Below are 25,228 nucleotides of genomic sequence, written 5' to 3' on the forward strand. Positions count from 1 at the left end.
GCATCACGCTGGCCGGCCGGTGGGCCTAGGCTCCGCCCACCAGTTCTGGCACGCAGTGCCAGTCATCGACGGACGGAGCGACGATGCCCCAGACCACCCGAGCCTCGATCATGCGCAAGGCCCCCGGCAGGTACGAGACGGTCGAGGTCCAGCTCGACGACCCACGCCAGAACGAGGTGACCGTCAAGCTCGCAGCATCGGGCCTGTGCCACTCGGACGACCACGTCGCCACCGGCGACATCATGGTCGGGCACTACCCGATCTGCGGCGGCCACGAGGGCTCCGGAGTCGTCACCGCCGTCGGCCCGAACACCCCGGGTTTCGAGGTGGGCGACCACGTCGTCTTCTCGTTCCTGCCCGCCTGCGGCCGCTGCGCCTCCTGCGCGCGTGGCCAGTTCAACCTTTGCGACACCGGCGCGAACACGCTGGTCGGCTCGCGTGCTGACGACCCGACGAGCTTCCGGATGACGCTCGACGGCGAGGACGTCGGCCAGATGGCCGGCATCTCCACCTTCGCCGAGTACACCACCGCGCACGTCGACTCGGTCGTCAAGATCGACAAGGAGATCCCGCTCAAGCAGGCGGCGCTCATCGGCTGCGGCGTGCCCACCGGCTGGGGTGCCGCGGTGAACTCGGCCCAGGTGCAGCCCGGCGACACCGTCGTGATCATGGGCATCGGCGGGATCGGCATCAACGCCGTCCAGGGCGCCAAGCACGCCGGCGCGACGACGATCATCGCCGTCGACCCGGTGCCCTTCAAGCGCGAGAAGGCCCAGGAGTTCGGGGCCACGCACGCCTTCGAGGGCATCGAGGAGGCCACCGCCTACGCCCAGTCGATCACCAACGGGCAGGGTGCGGACGCGGCCATCGTCACCATCGGCGTCGTCACCGGTGACCACGTCGCCCAGGCGATGGCCGCGATCCGCAAGGCCGGCACCGTGGTGGTCACCGGCATCGGCAAGATGACCGACGTCGGCGCACCGGTGTCGCTGTTCGAGCTGACGATGATGCAGAAGCGGATCCAGGGCTCGCTGTACGGCGAGAACAGCCCGCGCGACATCATCCCGAAGCTGCTGCGCATGTACCAGTCCGGCCAGCTCAAGCTCGACGAGCTGATCACCCGTGAGTACTCGCTGGACCAGGTCGCGGAGGCCTACGACGACATGCACGCCGGGCTGAACATCCGCGGCGTCGTCGTCTACGACTGAGGAAGGACCTCTCGGGGCCCGGTACGGCCCGGGCCCCGAGACGATCCGCTGACGACCTGGACGTGGCCGCCGGCGCGGGATGGTCCTGCTGTGACGGGGGGACTGGTGCGGCCGACTCCAGCTCTGAGTTCACGACCGACAGCGGCGTCATGGCGGCTGGGGGCTCGAGGCCGCCGGTCGGCCTCGAGGTGCAGCGCCCGCAGGGTGACGGCTGGCTGAGCCACCACCTGTCCACCAGCCGCTGAGCGACTCGGGCGTCGACGGGTCGGTGCGCGAGGAGCGGGAGTCGATCCTGCCGCCGCCGCTACGGCCTGGTCGGATGCGCATCGACGGTCACGGAGAGGGCCAGGTGGTAGACCCCGAGCCGGTCGTGCACGAGCCGTTCGGCAGGCTCGCCGGTCATGACCATGCCCCGGCTCTCGACGAGCCGCGCGAGGGCCGCGCGGGCGCTCGCACGCACGTCAGCGCGCTTCCGTGCAGATGCGATCCACTCCGCATCGGGCGTCACGACCGTGGTGGACACCGTCTGTGGCTCCCGGGTCACGACCGGGCCGCCGGATCGGCCGGGCGACCGATGAGCCCGGTCCAGCTGGTGGACTCCGTCAACCGCCGGAACGAGCCGGGTGCGCCAGGGGTGAGGACGTCGACGTCGGCGCTCATCGCTGTCGCTCGGGCGACCAGGAGGGCGCCGAGGGCGGAGAGCCCGACGTACGTCGTCGCGGTGAAGTCGAGGGACAAGGTCGGTGGGCTCAGCCGGCTCGCTGAGGCCAGCGCGGCTCGCAGGTCCGGCATGGCGGCGCTGTCGATCTCGCCGGTGAGCCGGACGATCAGCAGTCGCCGTCGAGCTGAGAGGTCGATGGCGTGGGCGGGGCGCACCTTCGACTCCGACGAGTGCAGTAGGGACCCGTTGAGTTGGGTCGCCCGAGTTGCGGCCTCCGCCGGTCGAGTGGGCCCAACGTAGCAGCGCACAACCGTCCTCGCGAACCGATCGAGCGGGTGGACGGTCGCCGGGGCCCGGAGCGCGGGCGGGGCGGAGCGCGCCGTCCTGCGCGACGGGTCCCCGGTCACCACCTCCGGCCCAGACGCCTGGTGAGGGTGGCGGTCGATCAGCCGGCGACCCGCTGGCACTCCTCGCACCGTGGAGCCCCCCACGCCAGCTGCCAGTCCAGGTCCGGGATCGTGGTGACCAGGGCGCCGCACACCGCTTCGTCCAGCCCGTCGACGGTCGGTCTCGCCACTGCGTGCGTCAGGTCGACCACACGGTTGATGGTCCGTCCGTCGCAGAGCGGGTCGCGCTCGACGGACGCGACGTGGGTCCCGGTCACGTACGAGCTGGCCACCATGGCACCAGGCTCGGCGTCGCCTGTGTCCGCAGCATGACGGGCCACGCGGCGGTTGCTCACCGTGGTTGTACGACTACAGAAACGGTCGCTCACCTGCACTGCACCGGAACCCGGGCCCAGCAGATCGACGGGGATGGACGACGACTCCCGCGGCGCAGCGTCGACCCGCTGTCCATCTACGTATAAATGTGCGTATGCTGCTGTCGTGCCTAGGATGGCTCCATGCCGAACAAGACGATCTACGTCTCCGACGCCGACCTGCCCGTCTACCAGCGCGCGCAGGAACTCGTCGGCGGCAACCTCTCGGCGGCCATCTCCCGGGCGCTCCACCGGCTGGTCGAGGTGGAGGAGGGGCGACTGGAGGGCTTCGCCGAGGTCACGGTCGGCGTGGGGGTCGGTGCGGCGAAGAAGCAGCGGTTCCAGGGCGTCCTGCTGGCCGACTGGAACCGGACCACGGGCGGCGTCCAAGAGCACTACCGGGTCTACCGGACCCGCACCGGCAAGTTCGCCGTCCACCTGGCCCGCGGTGAGCAGTACGTCCACTCCGCCGGCCCCGACGGCCAGCTGACCGGCTGGCGCAAGCACTTCTCGCCCGAGCAGCAGTGGGGGCAGGTCCCCGCGACCGCGAGCCTCGACGTCTTCGAGTCCTTCGCCGCGCTGCAGGAGGCCGTGCCGGCCGAGCTGGCGGCACTGGTGGAGGTCCACGCCACCGCACCCGAGGTCGAGGACCTCGACATCTGAGGCTCCCGGCGTCGTCGGGGGTCCCCCCGACAACGCTCGTGAGGAGCAGTCGTGCCCGTCCCACCCCTCCCGCCGGCCATCGAGGTCGTCGGCCTGCACAAGCGCTACGGCGACCAGTCCGTGCTCGACGGCCTGGACCTGACCGTCCCTGCGGGCACCGTGACGGCCCTGCTCGGCCCCAACGGGGCCGGCAAGACCACCACCGTGTCCATCCTGTCCACGCTGCTGGCCGCCGACGGCGGGACCGCCCGCGTGCTCGGCCACGACGTCGCCACCGACCCGCAGGCCGTCCGCGGTCTGATCGGCGTGACCGGCCAGCTGTCGGCCGTCGACCCGCTGCTCACCGTCACCGAGAACCTCCGGCTGATGGCCGACCTGTCCCACCTGCCCCGCGCCGAGGGCCGCCGCCGGGTGGCCGACCTGGTCGAGCGCTTCGGGCTCGGCGAGGTCGCCCGGCGGCGGGGCCAGCTGCTGTCCGGGGGCACCACGCGCAAGCTGGACCTGGCCATGACCCTCGTCGCCGGACCCCGGGTGGTCTTCCTCGACGAGCCCACCACCGGCCTGGACCCCCGCGCCCGGCACGAGCTGTGGGGCCAGGTCCGCGCCCTGGTCGCCGACGGGGTGAGCGTCCTGCTGACCACCCAGTACCTCGAGGAGGCCGACCGGCTGGCCGACGCCGTCGGCGTCCTGCACGGCGGACGGCTGGTCGCCCACGACACCCCGGCCGGCCTCAAGGCCGCGCACGCTGCAGGCTCCCTGGACGACGTCTTCCTCGCCCTGACCGCCCCCACCGGCACCGCGGACGTCGCCTGATGGCCGCCCTCGCTGCGGCGCCCCGGCCAGCCGCCCGGCACGCCACCCGCGATCTCACCACGATGACCCGCCGCAGCCTGCTGCGGATGGTCCGCTACCCCTCGCTGACGACGATCATCGTGGCCACCCCGGTGGTGCTCCTGCTGCTGTTCGTCTACGTCTTCGGCGGCGCGTTCGGGGCGGGGGTGGCCCCGGGTGTCACCCCGGGCGCGCAGGGCCGGGAGGTCTACCTGGCCTACATCACCCCCGCCGTGCTGGTGATGACCGCGACCAGCGTCGCCCAGTCCACCGCCATCAACGTGGCCATGGACATGACCGGTGGAATCGTCACCCGGCTGCGGACCACGCCCGTCGCCCCGGTGGCGGTGCTCGGTGGTCACGTGGTCGCCGCTGTCGTGCAGACCGTGCTCGCTGCCGTCCTCGTCCTGGGGGTGGCAGTCGCCCTGGGGTACCGACCGGACGTCGACGCGCTCGGCCTGCTGGCCGTGACCGGGTTCTTCGTGCTCTTCGGCCTGGCGCTCACCTGGCTGTCGGTCGCGATGGGCGCGGCGGCGCGGTCGGTGGAGTCGGCCTCCAACACCCCGATGCTGTTGATCCTGCTGCCCTTCTTCGGCAGCGGCTTCGTCCCGGTGGACACGATGCCCACCCCGGTGCGGCTGTTCGCCGAGCACCAGCCGTTCACGCCGGTCATCGAGACCGTCCGGGGACTGCTCGCCGGCACCCCGATCGGCGCGACCACCGCGTGGACCGCCGTGGGCTGGTGCGTGGGCCTCGCCGTCCTGGGCTGGCTGTGGGCACGCCACGCCTACCGGCGACCCCGGGTCTGAGCTCGAGTCGTGGACGGTGTCCCCGGGTGAGGGCTGCAGCCCGGAGTCCTCACCCGGTGGACGCAGAGCCGGGGACACGACCGGCCGAGCTCCGGACGACCGGTCTGCCCCTCGTCGATCCGACCAGGGGACGTCGTCGATGGTCCCCTGGCGGCGGCCGAGGGCGAAGCCTCGACCCTCTGGCGCACGGCGGTCTCCTGGAGCCGGCGCCGACGTGCCGGTGCACCTCCGGCGTCCACCGGTCGGTTACGTTGCGCGGCACGGACTGAGGCGGGCGGAGACCGGCTCGGTGGTCGCGCGGGGCGAGGAGGTGGCGACGGTGCTCGGCGCTGCCCCGACCACCGGCGGACAGGGTCGCGACGACGACGCATGGGCGCGGTTGTCGTTGCTGGCCGACGTCAGCGACACGCTCATCCGCACGCTCGACACCGGGCAGTCGGCCGATCACCTGGCACGGCTGGTGGTGCCGCGGCTGGCCGACTGGGCGACGGTCACCGTGCTGGCCGAGGACGGCGCGGACCAGCTCACCGGCCGGGCGCACCGGGACGCTGACCGGCTGGCGGACCTGGACGCCTACCTCGGCGGGCGGACCGCCGGCGTGCGCAGCCAGTCGGCGCTGGTGGCCGCACTGCAGTCCGGGCAGCCGCTGCGGCTGGCCGATGGGAACGTCGCCGTGGCGCGCGACGCCGCCGGTCCGCGTGTGCAGGCGGCGTTCGACCGGCTGGACCCGACCTCGGCGGTCATCGTGCCGCTGGCCGCGCACGGGCAGGTGATCGGGGCTCTGTCGCTGATGAACAGCGGGGTCCGGCCGCCGCTGACCGACGCCGAGGTCGCCCTCGCCGCGGAGATCGCCCGCCGCGGTTCCTTGGCGCTGGACAACGCCCGGCTCTACACCCGCCAGCTCCAGGTCGCCGAGACGCTGCAGCGCAGCCTGCTCACCCCGCCGCCGCAGAGCCGGACGCTGGAGATCGCGGTCCGCTACCGGCCCGCCGGGCGGCACACGCTCGTCGGCGGTGACTTCTACGACGCCTTCACGCAGGCCGACGGGTCCACCGTGCTGGTCGTCGGCGACGTCGCCGGGCACTCGGTGGAGGCGGCTGCGGCGATGTCGCAACTGCGCAGCACCGTGCGCACGTTGGCCTGCGACCGGCCCGGGAGCCCTGCGGACACCCTCACCCGCACCGACGCGGTGCTCACCATGACGGGGTTCGGCACCCTGGCCACCGTCGTGGTCGCCCTCCTCGACCGGACACCGGCCGGTGGGCTGCTGCTCCGCTGGTCCTCGGCCGGGCACCTCCCGCTGATGCTGCTCACCGCCGACGGGCGGGTGCGGGTGCTCGACACGCCTCCCGAGCGGCTGCTGGGCACCGGCGAGCCGTCGGTGCGCACCGACCACGTCGCCGGACTGCGCCCCGGGGACACGGTGCTGCTCTACACCGACGGGCTGGTCGAGCAGCGCCACGACGGCCGCCGGGCCACCATCGACGAGGGCGTCCGCCGGCTCCGTGCGGAGCTGGCCGAGCTCGGCGGTGTCCCGGTGGAGCGGTTGTGCGACGACCTGCTGGCGCGCGTCCTGCCCGGCCCCGCCGACGACGACGTCGCGCTGCTGGCGGTGCGCTGCCGGCCGTAGCCGCCGGGCGCACGGTCCTCAGCCGGGGGTGACCGCGACCCGCAGGTGCTCGTCGAAGAAGCGCAGGATGCGGCGCTTGGCGTCGGCGGCCGCGTCGTGGTCGTAGCCGACCCCGGCCACCTTGAGCACCGGCGTGAGGGGTGAGGCCACGCTGATGCGGTTGATGAAGCTGTGCCGGGCGTCCGGGTACTCCGCCACGTCCGCCGGCACCCCGGCGGCCGCCGCGGCGGCGCGGAGTCGCTGGGCAGCGCCGGGGAAGGCCCTGTCGCGGCCGCCGAAGCTGGCCACCACGGGGCAGGCACCGCTGAGGACGTCCTCGACGTCGTCCGGGACCGGGCCGTAGTTGACGCTTGCCGCGGACCAGCCCGGCCGGCCGGCCAGCAGCAGGGCGAACCCGCCACCCATGCAGTACCCGATCACGCCGACCCGGCCGGTGCAGTCCGGGTGCCGGGCGAGCGTTGCTCGCACCCCGTCCAGCCGGTCGAACGCCGGGCCCTGCCGCCGGCTGAGCTGGGTGAACGTGCTCTTGAGGCAGCGGACGGCGGACCTGCCCCCGTAGAGGTCGGGCACCGCGACGAGGTACCCGGCTGCGGCCAGCCAGTCGGCCTGCTCGCGCATGTCGTCCCCCAGCCCGAGCGCGTCGTGCACGAGCACCACGCCCGGCCACGGCCCCGGCCGGTCGGAGGTGACCACGGGCGTGGCCAGGTAGCCGCCGACCTGGTCGGCCAGGACGGTGCGGTCAGGAGGGGTCACAGGAACTCCAGTTCTGGGTGACGGGGCCGAGCGAGGACAGACTGCCGGTCGGACGGTCACAGCCGGAGGGCCAGGGCGTGCTCGTCGCCGTCGCCGGGCGGCTGCGGGAGCTGGCCGGACCGGACGACGTGGTGGCGCGGCTCGGTGGCGACGAGTTCCTGCTGCCCTGCCCCGGCGCCTCCGAGACGGCGCTCGCGGACCGGGCAGGCAGGCTGCAGGTGCTCATGGCGCAACCCGTGGACGTCGCCGGGGGCGCGGTCCGGGCCGGGGTGAGCACGGGCACGGCGGTCGGCCGGTCCGGCGACGACCCCGGTGCCGTCATGGCCCTCGCGGACCGGGACATGTACCGCGCGAAGAGCAGCAGCCGGGTCCGGCGCCGCTCGCGGGCCGCGGCTCCCGGGTGAGGGACCGGTCTCAACCGGTTTGCGGAGGTCGGTGGCGAGCATCACCCACCGGTGACTCGTTGTCTGGTGACAGGTTCGTCCGGCTACATCGGGTCCCGGCTGGTCGTGCAGCTCGAGCGGGCCGGCCACCAGGTGGTCGCCACCGCGCGCGACGTCACCAAGCTGACCGACTTCGACTGGCCCGCCGCGGTCGCCGAGGTGCCGTTGGACGTCTCCGACGCCGGTTCCTGCCGGGAGGCCTTCGCCGTGGCGGGGGACGTGGAGGTCGCCTACTTCCTCGTGCACTCCATCGGCGAGGGCGACTTCGCCGCCCAGGACCTCGACAGCGCCCGGCAGTTCGCCGCCGCCGCCCGGGAGGCCGGGGTCTCCCGCATCGTCTACCTCGGCGGCTTCGTGCCCCAGCAGGAGGAGCTCTCGGAGCACCTGGAGAGCCGCGCCGACGTCGGGGACGCCCTGGGGGAGGCCGGCGTCGAGCTGGTGTGGTTGCGGGCGGCCGTCGTCCTGGGTGGGGGGTCGACGTCCTACGAACTGGTGCGCCACATCGCCGACCGGGTGCCGGTGATCCCGCTGCCCACGTGGATGCAGCACCCGGTGTCGCCCATCGCGGTCACCGACGTCCTGCACTACCTGGTCGCCGCGGCCGACCGCGACCAGCTCCCCGCCGGCGCCTACGAGGTGTCCAACGGCGAGCGCCCCACCTACGCGGACCTGATCAGGGCCTACGCCGCCGAGGCCGGGCTGCGCCGGCTGTGGCTGCCCGTCCCGCCCGTCCCGCCCAGGCTGGTCGCCACCATCGCGTCGTGGCTGACGCCGCTGCCGCGCGAGCTCGCCGCCGACCTGGTCATGAGCCTGCCCAACAGCATGGAGACCCACGACGACCGGATCCGCGGCATGGTGCCCGACCCGCACGGCGGGCTGGTCACCTCCCGGGAGGCGTTGCGCCGGGCGCGCCAGGGGAGCCGGACCGCCGGCGTCGGCAGCAGCGGGGACCCCGCCCACCGGGTGCGCACCGACCCGGACTGGTCGGCCTGACCCCACGCCGGTGTCGTCCCGTCCGCTCCCGGGCCCTCGGGGTGAGCCGACCCGACCGGTCCGGGCACCCGCCGGGCGGTGGGTCAGCCGGCCGGGACCACGCAGGCCCAGACGTGCTTGCGCGCGCCGACGACCTCCCAGCCGACCAGTGCGGCCAGCCGTGCGATGAGGTGCAGGCCCAGCCCGCCGAGCGCCGGGTCGCGGTCGACGGCCGGCACGGGGGAGCGGTCCACGTCCCCGTCGGTCGCGTCGACGAGCCAGCCCTCCCTGCAGGCGGCCACCCGGACCTGCACCGGGGCGCGGCCGTGGCGCAGGGCGTTGGACGCCAGCTCCTCGAAGGCCAGCAGCAGCCGCTCGACGTCGTCGTCCGCGGCGCGGGGGAGCTGGTCACCGGTCGACGCGGCGCGGAGCTGGCCGCGGGCGGCGGTGAGGTCGCCGGGCCGGGTGAGCACCCAGGTCCACGCCGACGTCGCGTGGCTGGAGTCGGGCGGTGGCTGCCGGGCCCACCCGGTCGGTGCAGTGCTCATGGCTCCCGCCGTGTGAGTCGGACGTCGTCACCCGGCGTCCACCGCACGGCTGCGCGGGGCGCGCCGGGAACGGGACGGGCGACCCACTCTCTCCCGGCCCGGCTCCCCGCGCCACGCGACCCGGCCGGTGAGCGGCGGAAGCCGGCCACCCGCACCACGTCGTCGGCGCCGGAGCCCGCGGCGACCTCTACCGCTCGCTCGGCTGAGCCCGGGTGGTGCGGACCGGGGGGCCGACCCCGGTGACGGCGGTCCGCAGGCAGGCGGGCAGCTCGGCCACCGCCGGCTGACCGGTGCCGTCGTCCGCGGCAGCCGGGGCACCCGCCTCCACCCACTGCACGAGGGCGCCGGTGCGCTCGGCCGTCTGCATCTCCGACAGCCAGAGCACCGGGCCGGGGGCGCCGATCCCCGGCGACCGGCGGGCGAGCCCGGCCAGGGCCGCCCGGTCGCACCCGCCGAGGCACCCGGCGGTCACCAGCACGGCCCCCGACGTCCGGCGGACCGCGGCGGCCACCTGCTCCACGCCGTCCCCGGCCCCGGCCAGCCGGCGCAGCGCGGCGCACCGGTGGCCGACGCAGAGCGCGACCAGCGGACCGCCCGCCTCGGGTGCGCCGTCCCGGCGGCTCACGGCAGCAGTCCCCGCTCGGCGGCCCGGCGCAGCTTCTGCGGCACCAGCCGGACGACGCCGTCCACGGTCACCGGCACCAGTGGGACCGGTGCCGCCTTCCACTGGGAACGACGGGAGCGGGTGTTCGACCGGGACGTCCTCCGCTTCGGTACGGCCACCGGTCAGCCCCGCTTCCGGGCGCCGTAGCGCTGGTTGAACCGCTCGACCCGGCCGGCGGTGTCCAGCACGCGCTGGTTGCCGGTCCAGAACGGGTGGCTGGCCGCGCTGATCTCCACGTTGACCACCGGCAGCGTCTGCCCGTCCAGCTCGATCGTCTGGTCGGTGCGCACCGTGGAGCGGGTGCGGTAGGTGGCACCGCTGGCGGTGTCCCGGAACACCACCGTGCGGTAGTCGGGGTGGATGCCGTCCTTCATCGGGTGCGGTCCTCTCGGTCGGGGACGTGCAGGTCGTCGTCGGCGGGGCTGGACGCCTCGCAGGGGTCTTCGTGCCAGTCGCCGAACGGGTCGTCCAGCGAGGCCCAGGCCGCGGGTCCGGCCGCGAGCTCCTCGTCGGTCATCAGCGCCCCGAACAGCGCGGTGGTGACGGCCATCGGCGTCTGGCGGAGGACCAGCACCACGAGCTGGTTGTCCCGGTCGCCGTAGAGGGGGTCCCAGCGCAGGGCCGCCGCGGCCGACCGCTGCGGGTCGACCTCGGCCCACACCTCGGGGTCGTCGGGCAGCGTCGCCAGCCACGGGCCGGCGTCACCGATCTGCAGGCCCCCTCCCGCGGACTCCAGCCACAGCGCCCGGTCCTGCCGGGTGGCCAGCCACAGCCGGCCGCGGCTGCAGACGACGCCGTCGAGCAGCGTGTCGAGCGCGTCGTGCAGCCGCTCGGGGTGGAACGGGCGGTCGGCGCCGAAGCGGACCAGCGACACCCCGGCGTCCTCGCCCAGCGGCGGCTGCCCGGCCAGCAACGGGTCGTGCGGGGAGGACACCCGGCCGCGGCGCGCCGCGGGCCCGAGGCCGGCGAGGACCGGGCCGGGCTGCCAGGACGCGAGGTCCAGCCGTGGGACGGCGGGCACCAGCCGGTCCAGCACGGCGTCCCGCCGGGCGCCGGTCCAGGGGTCGGCCGGCCCGCCGCCCAGCAGGACGGCGTCGGCGAAGGCCGTCTGTCCGACGACCACCTGGGCGAGCGTGCGCTCGTCGTCGGGGGTGGCGGCGAGCCCGCGGTCGGCCATCGTCTCCTCGCCCGAGGCGTCGTCGAGCCAGCTCCCGGCGTCCAGGACGGCGATCACCGCCTCCACCTCGACGGAGTCGCCCGCCGTCTCCGGCTCGCCGTCCGGCTCGTCGTCCAGCGCGACCTCGGCGATGGCCCAGCAGAGGTGCTCCGGCTCCAGGGCGGGGTCCAGCTGCAGCACGATCCGCGTGACGTCGTCCCGGCCGGCGAGGGACCGCAGCAGCGGCAGCACGTCCAGCCGCAGCGTGCACGACAGGCAGCCGTGGGCGAGCTCGACGGCGGACCGGTGCTCGACCGTCCCAGCGGCACCGTGCTCGCGGAGCGTCCGGACGACGACGCCCTGCCCGAGGGCGCGGACGTCGTGGTGCACGACCACGGTGCCCGGTCGGGCGGTCAGCAGGGAGTCGGCGGCGGCGGCGGTGAGCGGCCGGTGCACGCCGGTGAGGAGCAGGAGCGGGGTGCGGGTCGGAGCCATGCCACCACCCTAGACGATAACGGGAACGGTTCCCATCTAGAGTTCCCGTCGTCCACCCGACGTCCGACCCCGGGAGCCGCTCTACCATGGCCACCTACTGCGAGGTGACCGGACGCAAGCCGACCTTCGGCAAGTCCGTGAGCCACTCACACCGCCGCACCAACCGCCGGTTCGACCCCAACCTGCAGTCCAAGCGCTTCTACCTGCCCAGCGAGAACCGGTGGGTCCGGCTCACCGTCTCGACCAAGGCCATCAAGACCATCGACGTGCAGGGCATCGAGGCCGTGGTCGCCCGGATCCGGGCCACCGACCCCGACGCCCGTCGTCGGCTGGGCGCCGGGCGGGGGAACGGCTGATGGCCCGCGGCAACGACGTCCGCCCGATCATCAAGCTCACGTCCACCGCCGGCACGGGCCACACGTACGTCACCCGCAAGAACCGCCGCAACGACCCCGACCGGCTCGTGCTGCGCAAGTACGACCCGAAGGTCCGCCGGCACTTCGACTTCCGCGAGGAGCGCTGAGATGGCCAAGAAGTCCATGATCGCCAAGGACCGCCAGCGGCGGGAGGTGGTCGCCCGGCACGCCCAGCGGCGCGCCGAGCTCAAGGAGGCGGCGCGCACGGCGGCGACCCCCCAGGAGCGGTCCGCCGCGCAGGCGGCGCTGCAGCGGCTGCCCCGGGACGCCAGCCCGACCCGGCTGCGCAACCGGGACGTCGCCGACGGCCGGCCGCGGGGGCACCTGCGCGAGTTCGGGCTCTCCCGGGTCCGTTTCCGGGCGATGGCGCACGCCGGTGAGCTGCCGGGCATCACGAAGAGCAGCTGGTGACCCCGGCCCAGCGGCCGCAGCGGCCGCAGCGGCCGCAACGCCCGCGCGCCAAGCGCCGCCTCGACGGCCCGGTCGACTGGAAGGACGTCACCCAGCTGCGCACGTTCATCTCCGACCGGGGCAAGATCCGTGCCCGCCGGGTCACCGGGCTCACCCCGACCCAGCACCGGCAGGTGACCCGGGCGGTCAAGAACGCCCGGGAGATGGCCCTGCTCCCGTACCCCGCGCAGGGTCGCTGACCTCGTTCGCCGGCGACCCGCCGCGGCGCGGGAGCGGCACCCGCGTCCGGGCCGGCCTCGCCGAGCGCGGCCGCCCGGCGCCCTGTCACTCGACGACCTGGCTCCTACGGGAGCCGCCCGACCTGAGGAGGAACCGTGTCCGACTGCTGCACCCCGAACGGCTGCACGCCGGCCCCCACCGATCGATCCGCCGTGCCGGCCGTCGGCCAGGTCGACCGGCGCAACCGCGCCGAGCGCCGCCGCGACGCCCGGGCAGCCAAGCGCTGAGCGGCTCACCGGGCGCACCCGACCCGGCACCGGCCCGGGCGCGGCCGACCGGGCTGCAGGTACCCGGCCGGTGCCCCCGCCGGGGGCCTCAGCCGACGGCGGCGGGCTGCTCCGGGGACGGCGTCGTCGGGTGCTTGACCCGCTGACCGTTGTCAGCAGCCTGGCCACCGGCAGGTCGTCGCCCGGCACCCCCCACCGGGCCGCGGTCGGGCAGGGGCGGTCCCGTCCCGGTCGCCGTGCTGCGACCGGGTTGCAATAGCGTGGACCGCGGCCCGGGACCCGCCGTGCCCCCGCACCGGCAGGTGCGGCAGCCCCGTCCGGAGGTCCCCGTGGTCCGTCGCAGCCCCGGCCGACGCCGGGTGACCGCCGTCCCGGGCACCCGCCTCGGCCCCGTCGTCGGCATGGCCGGCGAGCGGGGGGTGCCGTGAGCTGGCAACCGGCCGTGCTGTTCCGCCGGCTGCCGCCGGTGGCGCGGCTGCTGCTGCTGTCGCAGCTTGCGTTCAACGTCGGCTTCTACCTGGTGGTGCCCTTCCTCGCCGTCCACCTGACCGAGGACCTCGCCCTGGCCGGCGGCGTCGTCGGGCTGGTGCTGGGCGTGCGCACCTTCAGCCAGCAGGGGCTGTTCTTCCTCGGCGGCGGGCTGGCCGACCGGTTCGGGGTCAAGCCGGTCGTGGTGGTCGGGGTGACCGTGCGCATCGCCGGCTTCGCCGTCCTGGCGGTCACCACCTCGCTGCCCGGGGTGCTCGCCGGGACGGTGCTGGTCGGCTTCGCCGCGGCCTTGTTCTCACCGGCCGTGGAGTCCGCCCTGGCCGGGCAGGGCCGCCGGCTCGAGGCCGCCGGGGTGGTCACCCGGGCGGAGGTCTTCGGCCTGGACGCGATCGCGAGCAAGCTCGGCTCGGTGACCGGGCCGGTGCTCGGCGCGGTGCTGCTCGGGGTGCCGTTCGCGGTCACCTGCTGGGTGTCTGCCGCCGTCTTCGGGCTGGTGCTGCTGGCGCACCTGCGCTGGCTCCCGCGCGACCTGCGCACCGAGGACGCCGTCGAGGGCGCCGTGGGGGAGAGCGTGGTCGCCGGCTGGGGGCACGTGCTGCGCAACCGCACCTTCCTGGCCTTCACCGCCTGCTACTGCACCTACCTGCTCAGCTACAACCAGCTCTACCTCGCCCTGCCCGTGGAGCTCACCCGGGCCACCGGTGGGCAGGGCGCGCTCGGCTGGCTGTTCGTCCTGGCCGCCGTCTCGGTGCTGCTGTTCCAGCTGCCGGTCACCACCCTCGCCCGGCGGCTGGGCCCGCGCCGGGCGCTGCCGCTGGGCTTCTCGCTGATGGCGGCCGCGTTCGTCCTGGTCGCGGTCTGCGCTCCGCTGCCGCCGCCACCCGGGCCGTGGGCGCTGGCGCCGGCGGTCGGCATGGTGCTGCTGCTCTACGCCGGGCAGATGGTCGCCGTCCCCGTGGCGCAGGACCTGGTGCCGCGGCTGGCCGGGGAGCGGCGGCTGGGTGCGCACTTCGGCTTCCTGGCCTCCGCCGGGGGCGCGGCCGTGCTGGTCGGCAGCACCGGCGTCGGCGTGCTGCTGGACCGGGCCGCCGAGCCCGCACCCGGCGCGGCGGTGCCGTGGCTGGTGCTCGCCGTCCTGCCCGCGCTGTCCGCCGTCGGCATGGCGGTGCTGACCCGGCGCTCCGCCGCCCCGGTGCCCGTCCCCGCTCACCGGTGACCGCCGGGCCCCCCGGGGTCATCCCAGGGCGCTGGTGCCCAGCCGCACCGGGCCGTCGACGTCCTGCGCGGTCGGTGCCCCCCGTGCCGGCTCGCGCCAGCGCCGCGAGGCGCGCACGAGGCTCCGTGCGCCGGCCAGCAGGGCGAAGGCGGCGATGGTGACCAGCACGATCGTCGCGCCCGACGGGGTGTCGGCGTAGAAGGAGACCACCGTCCCGGTGATCGCCACGGTCACGCCGACCAGCACCGCGATGGCCAGGCTGGCGCGGGCGCTGCGGGCGACGAGCTGGGCGCAGCCGGCGGGCAGCACCATCAGGCCGCTGATCAGCAGCAGCCCGAGCACCCGCATCGACAGCGTCACCGTGCCGGCGGTGACCACCGCCAGCAGCAGGTTCAGCCGCAGCACGGGCAGCCCGCTGGCCGCCGCGTACTCCTCGTCGAGGGCGACGGTGAACAGCGAGCGGCTCAGCCCGAGCGTGACGCCCAGCACGACGAGGGCCATGACGGCGAAGACCACCAGGTCGGCCCGCGTCGTGGTGGTCAGCGCCCCGAACAGGTAGCTGTCCAGGTTGGCCGGCGTGCCGGCCGGGGCCCGGGCGACGACGACGACGCCGCCGGCGATCCCGCCGTAGAACATGATCGCCAGCGCGACGTCGGTGCCGGCCGACCGGCGGCTGCGCAGCAGCTCGAGCACCAGCGCGCCGGCCACCGTGGCCAGCAGCGCGGTCAGCACCGGTGCGGTCCGGGTCGCGAGCCCCACGGCCACGCCGAGCAGCGCGACGTGCCCCAGCCCGTCGCCGACGAGCGACAGCCTGCGCTGGACCAGGTAGATGCCGACCGTGGGCGCGGTGAGCCCGACCAGCACGGCGGCGGCCAGCGCCAGCTGCATGAAGCCGTAGCTCAGCACCCCTCGTCGCCGGCCGTCCTGCCGACGGCGACCGTGCGGGTGACCACCGGGGCCAGCGGGCCGACCTCGTGCACCACGACGACGACCGTGGTCCCGGTCGCCGCCAGCCCGGCCAGCGTGGCGGCCAGCACGCGTTGGTTGCCGGCGTCGACGCCGGCGGTCGGTTCGTCGAGCACCAGCAGCTCCGGGTCGCCGGCCAGGGCGCGGGCGACCAGCGCGCGCCGCTGCTGGCCGCCGGAGAGCTCGGCGACCGGGCGGCGGTCGAAGCCGGCCAGGCCGACGCCCTCCAGGGCGCAGTCGACGGCGCAGTGGTCGGCCTCGCCGAAGCGGCGCCACGGCCCCACCCGGCTCAGCCGCCCGGAGGACACCAGCTCACGGACGGTCACCGGGACGCTGCCGACCACGGTCGAGCGCTGCGGGACGTACCCCACCCGCTGCCAGTCGCGGAAGCGGGCCCGCGGCTCACCGAACAGCCGCACCTCGCCGGCCAGCACCTCCGACGACCCGAGCAGGCCGCGGACCAGCGTCGACTTGCCGGCGCCGTTGGGTCCGCGGACGGCCAGCACCTCGCCGGGCTGCACCGTCAGGTCCACCCCGGAGAGCACCGGCCGGCGTCGGTAGCCGAAGGCGGCGCCGCGCAGCTCCAGGACCGCACCGGCCCGGGCGGCCGGCGGTGCGGTCGACCGGGCGGCGGGCCGGGAGGTCAGGAGCACTGCTGCCCCGCCTGCAGGCTCGCCAGGTTCGACCGCATGAGCTCGAGGTAGTCCTCGCCCTGCGAGGCGTCGGTCAGCCCCTCGATCGGGTCCAGCTGGCGGGTCTGCGCGCCGGTCTCCCGGGCCACCGTCTCCGCGATCGCCGGGCTCACCAGGGTCTCGAAGTAGATGGTGGACACCCCGTGCTCGCGCACGAAGGCGGTGGCGTCGGTGAGCGCGCTCGGCGTCGGCTCCTCGTCCGGGGCCAGCCCGCTGATCCCCACCTGGTGCAGGTCGAAGGCCTCGGCGAGGTAGCCGAACGCGCTGTGGCTGGTGACGACGTCGCGACTGGCGCAGTCGGCCAGGCCGGTGCGGAACTCGTCGTCGAGCGCCTCGAGCTCGGTGCGCAGGGCGGCTGCGTTGGCGGTGTACGTGTCGGCGTTCCCGGCGTCGGCCCGGCCCAGCTGCACGGCCAGCGCCTCGCCCACCGCGGCCATCCGCACCGGGTCGTGCCAGAAGTGCGGATCGGTGACCGCGCCCTCCTCCTCGGCGTGCGCTCTCTCCTCCTCGGCGTGCTCCTCCTCCTCGGCGTGGTCGTGGTCCTCGCCGGCCACGTAGACCAGGTCGAGGTCTGCCGCGCTCCCGGCGTCGAAGGCGCGGTCGCCGCCCTGCGCGTCCACCGCGGCGTCGACCGAGGGCTGCAGCGCGTCGAGGTAGACGACGACGTCGGCCTCGGCGACCGCGGCCACGTCGCCGGGGGTGAGCTCGTGGTCGTGCGGTTCGGCACCGGGGGGCGTGAGCGAGCGGACGGTCGCCAGGTCGCCGGCCACCTGCTGGCTCAGCCACTCCAGCGGGTAGAAGGAGGCGACGACGTCGAGGCGGTCCCCGCCGTCCGCCGTCGGCTCGGTGCCGCTCGCCGACGAGCACCCCGCCAGCGCCATCGCCAGCACCACCGTCCCGGCGCAGGTCAGGGCGAGCGGGGCGGTGGGTCCGGTGCGGGGAGGTCGGGGTCGGCGCGAGCTCATGCGAGCAGGATCGATGATCTGACAATGATTGTCAAAAGCCGTTGGAGTGACAGGGCTCGGCGGTCACCCGTGGCCCGAGGCTGACGCGCCCGGCCAGGCGGAGTGGCGCAGCAGGCGGAGGCCGTTGAGCGCGACCAGGATCGTCGAGCCCTCGTGACCGGCCACCCCCAGCGGCAGCGGCAGCGTGCCCAGCAGGTCCCAGAGCACCAGCGCGGTGATCACCGTGCCGGCGATCACCAGGTTCTGCACCACCAGCCGGTGCGCCCGCCGGGCCAGCGCGATCACGGCGGGCAGCGCGGCGAGGTCGTCGCGGACGACGACGACGTCGGCGCTGCGCAGCGCGAGGTCCGAGCCGATGCCGCCCATGGCCACCCCGACGTCGGCGGTGGCCAGTGCCGGGGCGTCGTTCACCCCGTCGCCGACGACGGCGACCCGGTGGCCGGCCCGCTGCAGTGCGACGACGGCGTCCACCTTGCCCTGCGGCAGCAGGCCGGCGCGCACCTCGGTCACCCTGGCCTCGGCGGCCAGCGCCCGTGCGGCGCCGGCGTTGTCGCCGGTGAGCAGCAGCGGTTCGGCGGTGGTGAGCCCACGCAGCGAGGCGACGGCGGCGGCGGCCTCGGGGCGCGCCCGGTCGGCGAGCGCCAGCACCCCGGCGGCCCGGCCGTCGAGGCAGACGACCACGGCCGTGCGCCCGGCGGCCTGCTCCTCGGCGACGATCCCGGCGACCACGTCGTCCCCGGACCCGGGTGCGGCGACCGTGACCTCCCGGCCGGCGACGGTGGCGCTCACCCCGGAGCCGACCGCCGCCCGGAAGCCCTCGGCCGGGGCCAGCGGCCGCCGGGCCGCCGCCACGATCGCCCGGCCGACCGGGTGCTCGCTGGGCACCTCGGCCGCGGCGGCCAGCGCCAGCAGCTCGTCGCCGTCGATCCCGGGCAGCGTCCGGACGGCCACCACGGCGGGCCGGCCGTCGGTCAGCGTGCCGGTCTTGTCCAGCGCGACCGCGGTCAGCGAGCCCAGCTGCTCGAGCACCACCGCCGAGCGGACCAGCACGCCGTTGCGGCTCGCCGTGGCGATCGCCGAGAGCATCGGCGGCATGGTGGAGAGCACCACGGCGCAGGGTGAGGCGACGATCATGAACGTCATCGCCCGCAGCAGCGCGCTCTCCGTGGTCGCCCCGGCCAGCAGCGGCACGGCGAAGACAGCGATCGTCGCGACGACGACGCCGACCGAGTAGCGCTGCTCGATCTTTTCGATGAACAGCTGGGTGCGGGCCTTGGTCGCGGTGGCCTCGGCGACCAGCGCGCCGATCCGGGCCAGCACGGTGTCCTGGGCGGGGCGGTCGACCCGGACGGTCAGCACGCCGGTGCCGTTCGCCGTCCCGGCCCAGACCGGGTCGCCGGGGGCCTTGTCCACCGGCAGCGGTTCGCCGGTGATGGACGCCTGGCCGACGTCGGAGCGGCCCTCGACGACCTCGCCGTCGGCCGGCACCTGCTCACCGGGGCGGACGAGCACCAGGTCGCCGACCTCCAGCTCCGCCACCGCCAGCCGGTGCTCGGCGCCCCCGCGCAGCACCGTCGCGCGCTCGGGTGCCAGGTCGGTGAGCCCGGAGACCGCTTCGGCCGTGCGCCGGGTGGCCACGGTCTCCAGCGCCCCGGAGGTGGCGAAGATGACGATCAGCAGGGCCCCGTCGAGCACCTGACCGAGCGCCAGCGCACCGATCGCGGCCAGCACCATCAGCATGTCGACGTCCAGGACCCGCTCGCGCAGCGCGGTGATCCCGGCCCAGGCCGGCTCCCAGCCGCCGGCGGCGTAGCAGCCCAGGTGGAGGGCCCAGGCCAGCGGCGTCGGGCCGCCGAGCAGCTGGACCAGGCCACCGGCGAGGAACAGCCCCAGGGCAGCGGCCGCCCAGCGGACCTCCGGCACGGTGGTCCAGCCGGGCAGCGAACGGCGCGCGGGGGTGTCCGTGGAGGTGGGCCGGGCGTCGAGGGCGGTCACCGGGGCACGGTACTTGCGCAACTGCGAAGGTTCGCAAGTCGAGGCGGGGTCTAGGGTGTCGGCATGGTCCACCAGGGCATCGACGGCTTCGACATGCCGGCCGGTGACACCGTGCGGCACGCCGCCGACGCGCTGCGCATGCTCGCCGACCCGACCCGGATCAACGTGCTGTGGGCGCTCATGCAGGGCGAGACGTCGGTGACCTGCCTCGCGGAGCTGGCCGGCACCTCACCGACGGCGGTCAGCCAGCACCTGTCCAAGCTCCGGCTGGCCGGCCTGGTCACGAACCGCCGCGAGGGCGCCTTCGTCTACTACCAGCTCGCCGACCCGCACGTCGCCGCGCTGCTCCGCCAGGCGCTCTACCACGCCGGGCAGCCGCAGGCCGGCGCCACGACGCCCGCTCGCTGAGACCGCCGGCGCACCGGACCGGCGCCCGCCTGCTGGACGGGTCCGGGTGACCCGGGGCCCGGTGGACACGCCGGCCCGCCGTCGTGGTGCGCTGCTCACGGCGTCCCGACGGCGACGGTCGGCGACCCGCCCGCACCGGACGGCGTCGGGATCAGCCCGTCTGGCTCGATCGCCGGGTCGTCCCGGCGCACGCCGCGGTAGCGCACCAGCCGGGCGGAGTTGCCCGCCACCGCCACCGACGAGGCGTTGTGCAGCACCGCCGCCAGCACGGGGGAGAGGGCTCCACCGCCGGCGACCAGCAACCCGATGCCGTTGACCGCGATCGACATGCCGTAGTTCTGCCGGACGATCTGCAGCGTCCGGCCGCCCAGCTCGCGCAGGTCCAGCAGGTGCCGCAGGTCGTCGCCGACCAGGGCGACGTCGGCGGTCTCCACCGCCACGTCGGTGCCCGACACGCCCATGGCGATCCCGATGTCGGCCGCCGCCAGCGCGGGGGCGTCGTTGGTGCCGTCGCCGACCATGGCGACCGTGTGCCCCGCGGCCTGCAGTGCGGCGACGACGTCCTGCTTGTGCTCGGGCAGCACCTCGGCCTGCCACTCGGTGATGCCCAGTTCCGCCGCGACCGCCGTGGCGGTGGACGCGTGGTCGCCGGTCAGCATCACGATCCGCTCGACACCGGTGGCGCGCAGGGCGTCGAGCACGTCCCGCGCCTCCGGCCGCACCTCGTCGCGGAGGCTCACCAGGCCGACCAGCTCGCCGTCGACCGCCAGCAGCAGCGGGGTCTCCGCGGCGGCGCGCAGCCGGTCCAGCCAGCCGGCGGCGTCCGCGTCGACGGTCACGCCCTCGGCGGTCATCAGCGGCTCGCTGCCCAGCAGCAGCACCCGCCCGTCGGCCTGGGTGCGCATGCCGAGCCCGAGCAGCACCTCGCACTCCTCGTGCGGCGGGATGTACACGTGCCGCTCCTCGGTGGAGCGGATCACCGCCTGCGCCAGCGGGTGCCGCGAGTGCACCTCCGAGCTGGCCGCGTAGCCCAGCACCTGCTCCGGGGTCCACGTGGGGGAGAAGGAGACGATGTTGGTGACCACCGGCCGGCCCAGGGTGAGGGTGCCGGTCTTGTCGAACACCACGGCGTCGATCCGGCCGGCCGCCTCCAGGTGCGCGCCGCCCTTGATGAGCACGCCCCGGGAGGCGCCGTTGCCGATGGCGGCGCTGACCGCGGTCGGTGTCGAGAGCCCGACCGCGCACGGGCAGGCGACCAGGAGCATCGTCATCGCCCGGCGGACGTCCCGGGTGACCAGCCAGGTGAGCCCGGCGAGCGCGAAGGACGCCGGCACGAAGCGGCGGGAGAAGTTCTCCCCGACCGTCTGGATCGGCGCCCGGTCGTCCTGCGCCTGCTCGACCCGCGCGATGATCCGGCCGATCGCGGTGTCCGAGCCGGTGGCCGACGCGCGGACGACGAGCCGGCCGCGCAGGTTGACCGACCCGGCGTGGACGACGGCACCGGAGGTGACCGCGACCGGCAGCGGCTCGCCGGTGATCGCGGCCTGGTCGACCACCCCGCTGCCCTCGACGACCACGCCGTCGACCGGCAGCGTCGTCTGCTCGTGCACGACCACCAGGTCGCCGACCCGCAGCTGCGCCAGGTCGACCTTGCGCTCCAGGTCGGGCTGGCCGCCCTCGCCGGGCACGACGACCCAGGCGGTGGTCTCGGTGCCGGCCAGCAGCGCCGAGATCGCCCGCCGGGTGCGGCGCAGGGTCAGCGTCTGCATCCACTCGCCGATGTTGAGCAGCCACAGCACGGTGAGGGCGACGACGTTCTCGCGCAGCAGCAGGCTGGCGAAGGTGGCCGCGGTGACCAGGGCGTCGGTGCCGGCCGTCCGCTTGCCGGCGAGCGCGCCGAAGGCCCCCTTCACGAACGGGTACCCGGTGAAGAGGGTGAGGGCGCTGGCCACCAGCCGGCTGCGGCCGGACAGCACCGGCGAACGGCCGAGGCCGTAGCGACGGATGCCGAGCAGGGCCAGCGCGGCCCCGCCGATGCCGATCCGCAGCAGCTCGGTGTTGGCGACGTCGGCCGACCGCGGTCGGCGCGCCACGGCACCGTCGGCCGGCAGCGCGGCCACCCCGGCGACGACCGCGAGCACCGCTGCCCGGTCGGCGTCCGCGGCGAGCCACACCACGACCTGCCCGGTGACCGGGAAGGCCTGGACCGCGAGCACACCGGGCACCTCGTCCAAGGCGTCCTCGAGCCGGACGGCGCGCGGCGACGACGCGGCCACCGCCGGCACGCTGATCCGCAGCCGCCCACCGGCGTCGGCGACCACCACCGGTGGCTGCGGTCGCTCGCCCGGGACCGTCGTCGCGCCCGCCATCAGTGGCTGTGGTCGTGGCCGCCGGTGGACCGGTCGGCCGGCGGCGGGGCCTGCTCGCCGAGGTCGGCGTAGGCCTGCGCCCGCACGTCGCCGGCGGCCAGCCGCGCCTTCTCCACCGCGACCTCCGCGCGGCGGGTGCCGAGGATGCCCCAGCGGGTGGCGGTGACGGCGATCCGCCGCGGCAGCGGGCCGCCCTCGCCGCGCTCGGCGGCGCGCACGACGGCGACGCCGACCACGCCGGTGGCCACGGTGCCGGCGGCCTTGCGCAGCACCCGGCCGGCGGTGGCGGTGCGGTTCTTCTTCGACTCGGCCATGGAGTGGCTCCTCGGTGCTCGGCGGGGGGAGTTCGTGAGATCGTCGGGTGCCACGGTAACGGGAACCGTGGTCAAGGCGACGGGGGGAGGCGGAGATCACCGACGTCCACCCGGCGGCCGCGCGGGCCCGGCGGACCACCGGCCTCCGCAGCACCGACCTGCTGGGCGCGCTGGTCGCCGTCCTCGTCGTCCTCCACTTCGCCGCACCCGGCGTGCTGGAGCGGCCCGCTGTGCTGGCGTGGAGCACGGTGTTCGTCGCGGTCTGCCTGCAGGCCCTGCCGTTCCTGGTCCTGGGCGTGGCCCTGTCGGCGGCCATCAGCACCTTCGTCCCGCCGTCGTTCTTCGCCCGGGTGCTGCCCCGCCACCCCGCGCTCGCCGTGCCCGTCGCGGGCGTGGCCGGCGTCGTGCTGCCCGGCTGCGAGTGCGCGTCCGTGCCGGTCGCCGGCAGCCTGGTGCGCCGGGGCGTCCCCCCGGCTGCCGCCTTCGCCTTCCTGCTGGCCGCGCCGGCGATCAACCCGGTGGTCCTGGTCGCCACGGCCGTGGCGTTCCCCGGCCGGCCGGAGATGGTGGGAGCCCGGTTCGTCGCCTCCCTCGCCGTGGCCGTGCTGATGGGGTGGCTGTGGAGCCTGTGGGGGCGGTCGGGGTGGCTCCGCCTCCCGGCGCCGGTCGCCACCGCGCCGGGTGCCACCCGGGTCCGTGCCTTCGGGGACGCGATGCAGCACGACCTGGTCCACGCCGGAGGCTTCCTCGTGGTCGGTGCGGCCACCGCCGCCACCCTGGCGGTGCTCGTGCCCCGGCGGTGGCTGGACGCCGTCGCCGGGTCGCCGCTGCTGTCGGTGCTGGTGCTGGCCGGGCTCGCCGTCGTCCTGGCCATCTGCTCGGAGGCCGACGCGTTCGTGGCCGCCAGCCTCACCAGCTTCTCGCTCACCTCCAGGCTGGTCTTCCTCGTCGTCGGCCCGGCGGTCGACGTGAAGCTGGTGGCGTTGCAGGCAGGCACCTTCGGCGGCCGGTTCGCCGTCCGCTTCGCCCCGGTCACCCTGGTGGTCGCCGTGCTGGTCGCCGTCGGGGTCGGGGAGGTGCTGCTGTGAGCGCCCGCCCCGACCGCACCACCCAGCACGTGCTCCTCCTGCTGCTGGGGGTCGTCACCCTGGTGGTCGCCGGCTCCGACCGGTACCTCGACTACGTGCGGGCCGGCTTCCGGCCCTTCCTGCTGGTGGCCGGCGCGGTGGTCCTCGCGGTCGCCGTCGTGGGCCTGCTGGGCCGTCGGCCCGCGAGCCGGTCCGGGCACGAGCACCCGGGGCCGGCGGTCGGCTGGCTGCTCGCCGCTCCGGTGGCGGTCGTGCTCGTGGTGGCGCCACCGGCGCTGGGCGCCTACAGCGCCGACCGGCTGCCGGCGACCCCGGTCACGGTGGCCGGCTCCCCGCCGCCGGGCATCGGAGCCGACGACCCGGGCACCGACCACCGCACCATGACGCTGCTCGCGTACACGATCTGGTCCGCGCAACCGGACACCTCGGCACTGGCGGACCGGCGGGTCCGGCTGGTCGGCTTCGTCTCCCCGCGGGAGGCGGGTGGCTGGTACCTCACCCGGTTGCGGGTCAACTGCTGCGCGGCCGACGCCACCGCCCTGCGGGTGGCCGTCCCGGACGGGTCCGCGGAGTTCGCCCCCGACCAGTGGGTGGAGGTCGTCGGCGGGTTCACCGAGCCGGTCGTCGACCCGGCGGTCGGGTTCGCCCAGCCGGCGGTCGACGCGCTCTGGGTCCGCCGGGTGGAGGCGCCGGCCGAGACCTACGAGTGACCGGACCCACCGTCCGGCGGCCCGGGAGCACCGTGCCGGTCGTCCGGCCGAGCGGCTGCGCCCGCGGTGGGGTCCGGCCCGGACCCGGCACCCCGTCGGCGGCCGTCGGCGGACCGGGGTTACCGTAGTGGTAACCGTTCCCGTTCCGAGGAAGAGAAGACACATGCGCATCGCCCGGATGGGCGTGGCCGTCACCGCCGCGTCCGCACTGCTGCTCCTCAGCGCCTGCGGGTCGGACGACGACGCCGCCGCGGCGTCCGCGGACGACGGGATCTCCGTCGTCGCCTCCACCGACGTCTACGGCGCCATCGTCGAGGCCGTCGCCGGTGACGACGTCGAGGTCACCGCGATCATCGACGACCCGTCGGCGGACCCCCACTCCTACGAGGCCAACACGCGCACCCAGCTGGCCGTCTCCGAGGCCGACCTGATCGTCGAGAACGGCGGCGGGTACGACGACTTCGTCGACACCATGGTCTCGGCGAGCGACACCGACGCGCCGGTCGTCAACGCGGTCGAGCTCTCCGGCCGCGAGGCCGAGGCCGAGGAGGCGGGCGAGGAGCTCAACGAGCACGTCTGGTACGACCTCGAGACGGTCGAGAAGCTCGCCGACGAGCTCGTCTCCCAGCTCAGCGACATCGACCCGGACAACGCCGGGACCTACGAGGCCAACGGCGCCGACTTCACCGAGCAGCTGCAGGCGCTCATGGCGGCCGAGGAGGAGGCGCGCGCCGGCACCGAGGGCGCCGGCGTCGCGATCACCGAGCCGGTGCCCGGCTACCTGCTCGACGCCCTCGGTGCGGAGAACCGCACCCCGGAGGAGTTCTCCGAGGCCATCGAGGAGGGCGGCGACGTCGCCCCGTCCGTGCTGCAGGAGACCCTGGACCTGTTCAGCGGCGGTCAGGTGGAGGCGCTGGTCTACAACGAGCAGACGACGGGGGCGGAGACCGAGCAGGTCCTCGCGGCCGCCGAGGCCGCCGGTGTCGCGGTCGTGCCGGTGACCGAGACGCTGCCCGAGGGCGAGGACTACGTCTCCTGGATGCAGGGCAACATCGACGCCGTCGCCACCGCCCTGTCGGCCTGACCGGGC

The 25,228-nt window shown here is 75.3% G+C and carries 32 protein-coding genes; 17 read left to right on the forward strand and 15 right to left on the reverse strand.

The window, feature by feature from the left end; genetic code table 11:
- The first annotated feature begins 83 nt into the window (after nt 1-83).
- Nucleotides 84-1,208 (forward strand): NDMA-dependent alcohol dehydrogenase, encoded by a 1,125-nt coding sequence (locus tag HL054_RS06735; RefSeq protein ID WP_369138086.1) that lies wholly within the window; start codon nt 84-86, stop codon nt 1,206-1,208.
- Between the two features lie 304 nt (nt 1,209-1,512).
- On the opposite strand, the gene HL054_RS06740 is transcribed toward HL054_RS06735, so the two are convergent.
- The 3 genes from HL054_RS06740 to HL054_RS06750 form a co-directional block, all read right to left on the reverse strand.
- A complete protein-coding gene (locus HL054_RS06740; protein WP_369138087.1) occupies nt 1,513-1,731 on the reverse strand; it encodes a hypothetical protein in 219 nt (72 codons plus the stop codon).
- Nucleotides 1,732-1,748: 17 nt separating this feature from the next.
- Nucleotides 1,749-2,084, reverse strand: a complete 336-nt coding sequence (locus tag HL054_RS06745; protein WP_369138088.1) for an STAS domain-containing protein — start codon at nt 2,082-2,084, stop codon at nt 1,749-1,751.
- Nucleotides 2,085-2,314: 230 nt separating this feature from the next.
- Entirely contained in the window at nt 2,315-2,611 is a 297-nt protein-coding gene (locus HL054_RS06750) for a hypothetical protein (RefSeq protein WP_369138089.1), read from the reverse strand.
- 162 nt (nt 2,612-2,773) lie between these two features.
- Here HL054_RS06750 and HL054_RS06755 point away from each other — a divergent pair, with 162 nt between their 5' ends.
- From HL054_RS06755 to HL054_RS06770, 4 genes are all read left to right on the forward strand, one after another.
- The gene (locus tag HL054_RS06755) at nt 2,774-3,292 is read left to right on the forward strand and encodes an EXLDI protein (RefSeq protein ID WP_369138090.1); all 519 of its coding nucleotides are present in this window, start codon (nt 2,774-2,776) and stop codon (nt 3,290-3,292) included.
- 51 nt (nt 3,293-3,343) lie between these two features.
- Nucleotides 3,344-4,105 (forward strand): ABC transporter ATP-binding protein, encoded by a 762-nt coding sequence (locus HL054_RS06760; RefSeq protein WP_369138092.1) that lies wholly within the window; start codon nt 3,344-3,346, stop codon nt 4,103-4,105.
- On the forward strand, nt 4,105-4,932 hold the full coding sequence (locus HL054_RS06765) for an ABC transporter permease (protein ID WP_369138094.1): 828 nt from the start codon (nt 4,105-4,107) through the stop codon (nt 4,930-4,932). Before HL054_RS06760 ends, HL054_RS06765 begins: the two co-directional genes overlap by 1 nt.
- Nucleotides 4,933-5,221: 289 nt before the next feature.
- Nucleotides 5,222-6,562, forward strand: coding sequence for a PP2C family protein-serine/threonine phosphatase (locus HL054_RS06770; RefSeq protein WP_369138095.1), 1,341 nt, complete (start codon nt 5,222-5,224; stop codon nt 6,560-6,562).
- An 18-nt stretch (nt 6,563-6,580) separates the two neighbouring features.
- On the opposite strand, the gene HL054_RS06775 is transcribed toward HL054_RS06770, so the two are convergent.
- Entirely contained in the window at nt 6,581-7,315 is a 735-nt protein-coding gene (locus HL054_RS06775; protein ID WP_369138097.1) for a dienelactone hydrolase family protein, read from the reverse strand.
- A 77-nt stretch (nt 7,316-7,392) separates the two neighbouring features.
- On the opposite strand from HL054_RS06775, the gene HL054_RS06780 reads away from it, so the two are divergent.
- Complete coding sequence (locus tag HL054_RS06780; RefSeq protein ID WP_369138098.1) at nt 7,393-7,719, forward strand: diguanylate cyclase domain-containing protein; 327 nt, start codon at nt 7,393-7,395, stop codon at nt 7,717-7,719.
- A gap of 66 nt (nt 7,720-7,785) precedes the next feature.
- Entirely contained in the window at nt 7,786-8,751 is a 966-nt protein-coding gene (locus HL054_RS06785; protein ID WP_369138099.1) for an NAD(P)H-binding protein, read from the forward strand.
- Nucleotides 8,752-8,834: 83 nt separating this feature from the next.
- On the opposite strand, the gene HL054_RS06790 is transcribed toward HL054_RS06785, so the two are convergent.
- The 5 genes from HL054_RS06790 to mrf all read right to left on the reverse strand — a co-directional run bounded on the left by HL054_RS06790 (nt 8,835) and on the right by mrf (nt 11,593).
- The gene (locus HL054_RS06790) at nt 8,835-9,278 is read right to left on the reverse strand and encodes an ATP-binding protein (RefSeq protein WP_369138100.1); all 444 of its coding nucleotides are present in this window, start codon (nt 9,276-9,278) and stop codon (nt 8,835-8,837) included.
- A gap of 187 nt (nt 9,279-9,465) precedes the next feature.
- On the reverse strand, nt 9,466-9,903 hold the full coding sequence (locus HL054_RS06795; protein ID WP_369138101.1) for a hypothetical protein: 438 nt from the start codon (nt 9,901-9,903) through the stop codon (nt 9,466-9,468).
- Nucleotides 9,900-10,061, reverse strand: coding sequence for a 50S ribosomal protein L32 (gene rpmF / locus HL054_RS06800; protein ID WP_369138102.1), 162 nt, complete (start codon nt 10,059-10,061; stop codon nt 9,900-9,902). The genes HL054_RS06795 and rpmF overlap by 4 nt, the downstream gene beginning before the upstream one ends.
- Nucleotides 10,062-10,064: 3 nt before the next feature.
- Nucleotides 10,065-10,316 carry a type B 50S ribosomal protein L31 gene (locus HL054_RS06805; RefSeq protein WP_369138103.1) on the reverse strand — a complete coding sequence of 84 codons (252 nt, stop codon included), beginning with the start codon at nt 10,314-10,316 and terminating at the stop codon, nt 10,065-10,067.
- On the reverse strand, nt 10,313-11,593 hold the full coding sequence (gene mrf, locus HL054_RS06810) for a ribosome hibernation factor-recruiting GTPase MRF (protein ID WP_369138104.1): 1,281 nt from the start codon (nt 11,591-11,593) through the stop codon (nt 10,313-10,315). Before mrf ends, HL054_RS06805 begins: the two co-directional genes overlap by 4 nt.
- Nucleotides 11,594-11,679: 86 nt before the next feature.
- Between mrf and rpmB the strand changes: the two genes are divergently transcribed.
- The 6 genes from rpmB to HL054_RS06840 all read left to right on the forward strand — a co-directional run bounded on the left by rpmB (nt 11,680) and on the right by HL054_RS06840 (nt 14,631).
- Complete coding sequence (rpmB, locus tag HL054_RS06815) at nt 11,680-11,949, forward strand: 50S ribosomal protein L28 (protein WP_369138106.1); 270 nt, start codon at nt 11,680-11,682, stop codon at nt 11,947-11,949.
- Nucleotides 11,949-12,116 (forward strand): 50S ribosomal protein L33, encoded by a 168-nt coding sequence (gene rpmG, locus HL054_RS06820; RefSeq protein ID WP_369138107.1) that lies wholly within the window; start codon nt 11,949-11,951, stop codon nt 12,114-12,116. The genes rpmB and rpmG overlap by 1 nt, the downstream gene beginning before the upstream one ends.
- Before the next feature lies 1 nt (nt 12,117).
- Nucleotides 12,118-12,420 carry a 30S ribosomal protein S14 gene (gene rpsN, locus HL054_RS06825; protein ID WP_369138108.1) on the forward strand — a complete coding sequence of 101 codons (303 nt, stop codon included), beginning with the start codon at nt 12,118-12,120 and terminating at the stop codon, nt 12,418-12,420.
- Nucleotides 12,417-12,659 (forward strand): 30S ribosomal protein S18, encoded by a 243-nt coding sequence (gene rpsR / locus HL054_RS06830; RefSeq protein WP_369138109.1) that lies wholly within the window; start codon nt 12,417-12,419, stop codon nt 12,657-12,659. The genes rpsN and rpsR overlap by 4 nt, the downstream gene beginning before the upstream one ends.
- A 135-nt stretch (nt 12,660-12,794) precedes the next feature.
- Nucleotides 12,795-12,926 carry a hypothetical protein gene (locus HL054_RS06835; RefSeq protein WP_369138110.1) on the forward strand — a complete coding sequence of 44 codons (132 nt, stop codon included), beginning with the start codon at nt 12,795-12,797 and terminating at the stop codon, nt 12,924-12,926.
- 424 nt (nt 12,927-13,350) lie between these two features.
- Entirely contained in the window at nt 13,351-14,631 is a 1,281-nt protein-coding gene (locus HL054_RS06840; protein ID WP_369138111.1) for an MFS transporter, read from the forward strand.
- Between the two features lie 18 nt (nt 14,632-14,649).
- Here HL054_RS06840 and HL054_RS06845 read toward each other — a convergent pair whose 3' ends face one another.
- The 4 genes from HL054_RS06845 to HL054_RS06860 all read right to left on the reverse strand — a co-directional run bounded on the left by HL054_RS06845 (nt 14,650) and on the right by HL054_RS06860 (nt 19,249).
- On the reverse strand, nt 14,650-15,537 hold the full coding sequence (locus HL054_RS06845) for a metal ABC transporter permease (RefSeq protein WP_369138112.1): 888 nt from the start codon (nt 15,535-15,537) through the stop codon (nt 14,650-14,652).
- Nucleotides 15,531-16,250 (reverse strand): metal ABC transporter ATP-binding protein, encoded by a 720-nt coding sequence (locus tag HL054_RS06850; RefSeq protein ID WP_369138113.1) that lies wholly within the window; start codon nt 16,248-16,250, stop codon nt 15,531-15,533. Before HL054_RS06850 ends, HL054_RS06845 begins: the two co-directional genes overlap by 7 nt.
- The gene (locus HL054_RS06855) at nt 16,241-17,254 is read right to left on the reverse strand and encodes a metal ABC transporter substrate-binding protein (RefSeq protein WP_369138114.1); all 1,014 of its coding nucleotides are present in this window, start codon (nt 17,252-17,254) and stop codon (nt 16,241-16,243) included. Before HL054_RS06855 ends, HL054_RS06850 begins: the two co-directional genes overlap by 10 nt.
- Before the next feature lie 63 nt (nt 17,255-17,317).
- Nucleotides 17,318-19,249, reverse strand: coding sequence for a heavy metal translocating P-type ATPase (locus HL054_RS06860; protein WP_369138115.1), 1,932 nt, complete (start codon nt 19,247-19,249; stop codon nt 17,318-17,320).
- Nucleotides 19,250-19,312: 63 nt separating this feature from the next.
- Here HL054_RS06860 and HL054_RS06865 point away from each other — a divergent pair, with 63 nt between their 5' ends.
- Nucleotides 19,313-19,657 (forward strand): ArsR/SmtB family transcription factor, encoded by a 345-nt coding sequence (locus HL054_RS06865; RefSeq protein WP_369138116.1) that lies wholly within the window; start codon nt 19,313-19,315, stop codon nt 19,655-19,657.
- A gap of 95 nt (nt 19,658-19,752) precedes the next feature.
- Here the strand turns inward: HL054_RS06865 and HL054_RS06870 are convergent, their stop codons facing one another.
- Together HL054_RS06870 and HL054_RS06875 are read right to left on the reverse strand one after the other, a co-directional pair.
- Entirely contained in the window at nt 19,753-22,026 is a 2,274-nt protein-coding gene (locus HL054_RS06870) for a heavy metal translocating P-type ATPase (protein WP_369138117.1), read from the reverse strand.
- Nucleotides 22,026-22,340, reverse strand: coding sequence for a DUF1490 family protein (locus HL054_RS06875; protein ID WP_369138119.1), 315 nt, complete (start codon nt 22,338-22,340; stop codon nt 22,026-22,028). The genes HL054_RS06870 and HL054_RS06875 overlap by 1 nt, the downstream gene beginning before the upstream one ends.
- Nucleotides 22,341-22,570: 230 nt before the next feature.
- Here HL054_RS06875 and HL054_RS06880 point away from each other — a divergent pair, with 230 nt between their 5' ends.
- From HL054_RS06880 to HL054_RS06890, 3 genes are all read left to right on the forward strand, one after another.
- Entirely contained in the window at nt 22,571-23,428 is an 858-nt protein-coding gene (locus HL054_RS06880) for a permease (RefSeq protein WP_369138121.1), read from the forward strand.
- Nucleotides 23,425-24,138, forward strand: coding sequence for a TIGR03943 family putative permease subunit (locus HL054_RS06885; protein WP_369138122.1), 714 nt, complete (start codon nt 23,425-23,427; stop codon nt 24,136-24,138). The genes HL054_RS06880 and HL054_RS06885 overlap by 4 nt, the downstream gene beginning before the upstream one ends.
- Nucleotides 24,139-24,301: 163 nt before the next feature.
- The gene (locus tag HL054_RS06890) at nt 24,302-25,222 is read left to right on the forward strand and encodes a metal ABC transporter solute-binding protein, Zn/Mn family (RefSeq protein ID WP_369138123.1); all 921 of its coding nucleotides are present in this window, start codon (nt 24,302-24,304) and stop codon (nt 25,220-25,222) included.
- The last annotated feature ends 6 nt before the right edge of the window (nt 25,223-25,228 follow it).

Source organism: Modestobacter versicolor, from assembly GCF_041028285.1.
Lineage (GTDB): Bacteria > Actinomycetota > Actinomycetes > Mycobacteriales > Geodermatophilaceae > Modestobacter > Modestobacter versicolor_A.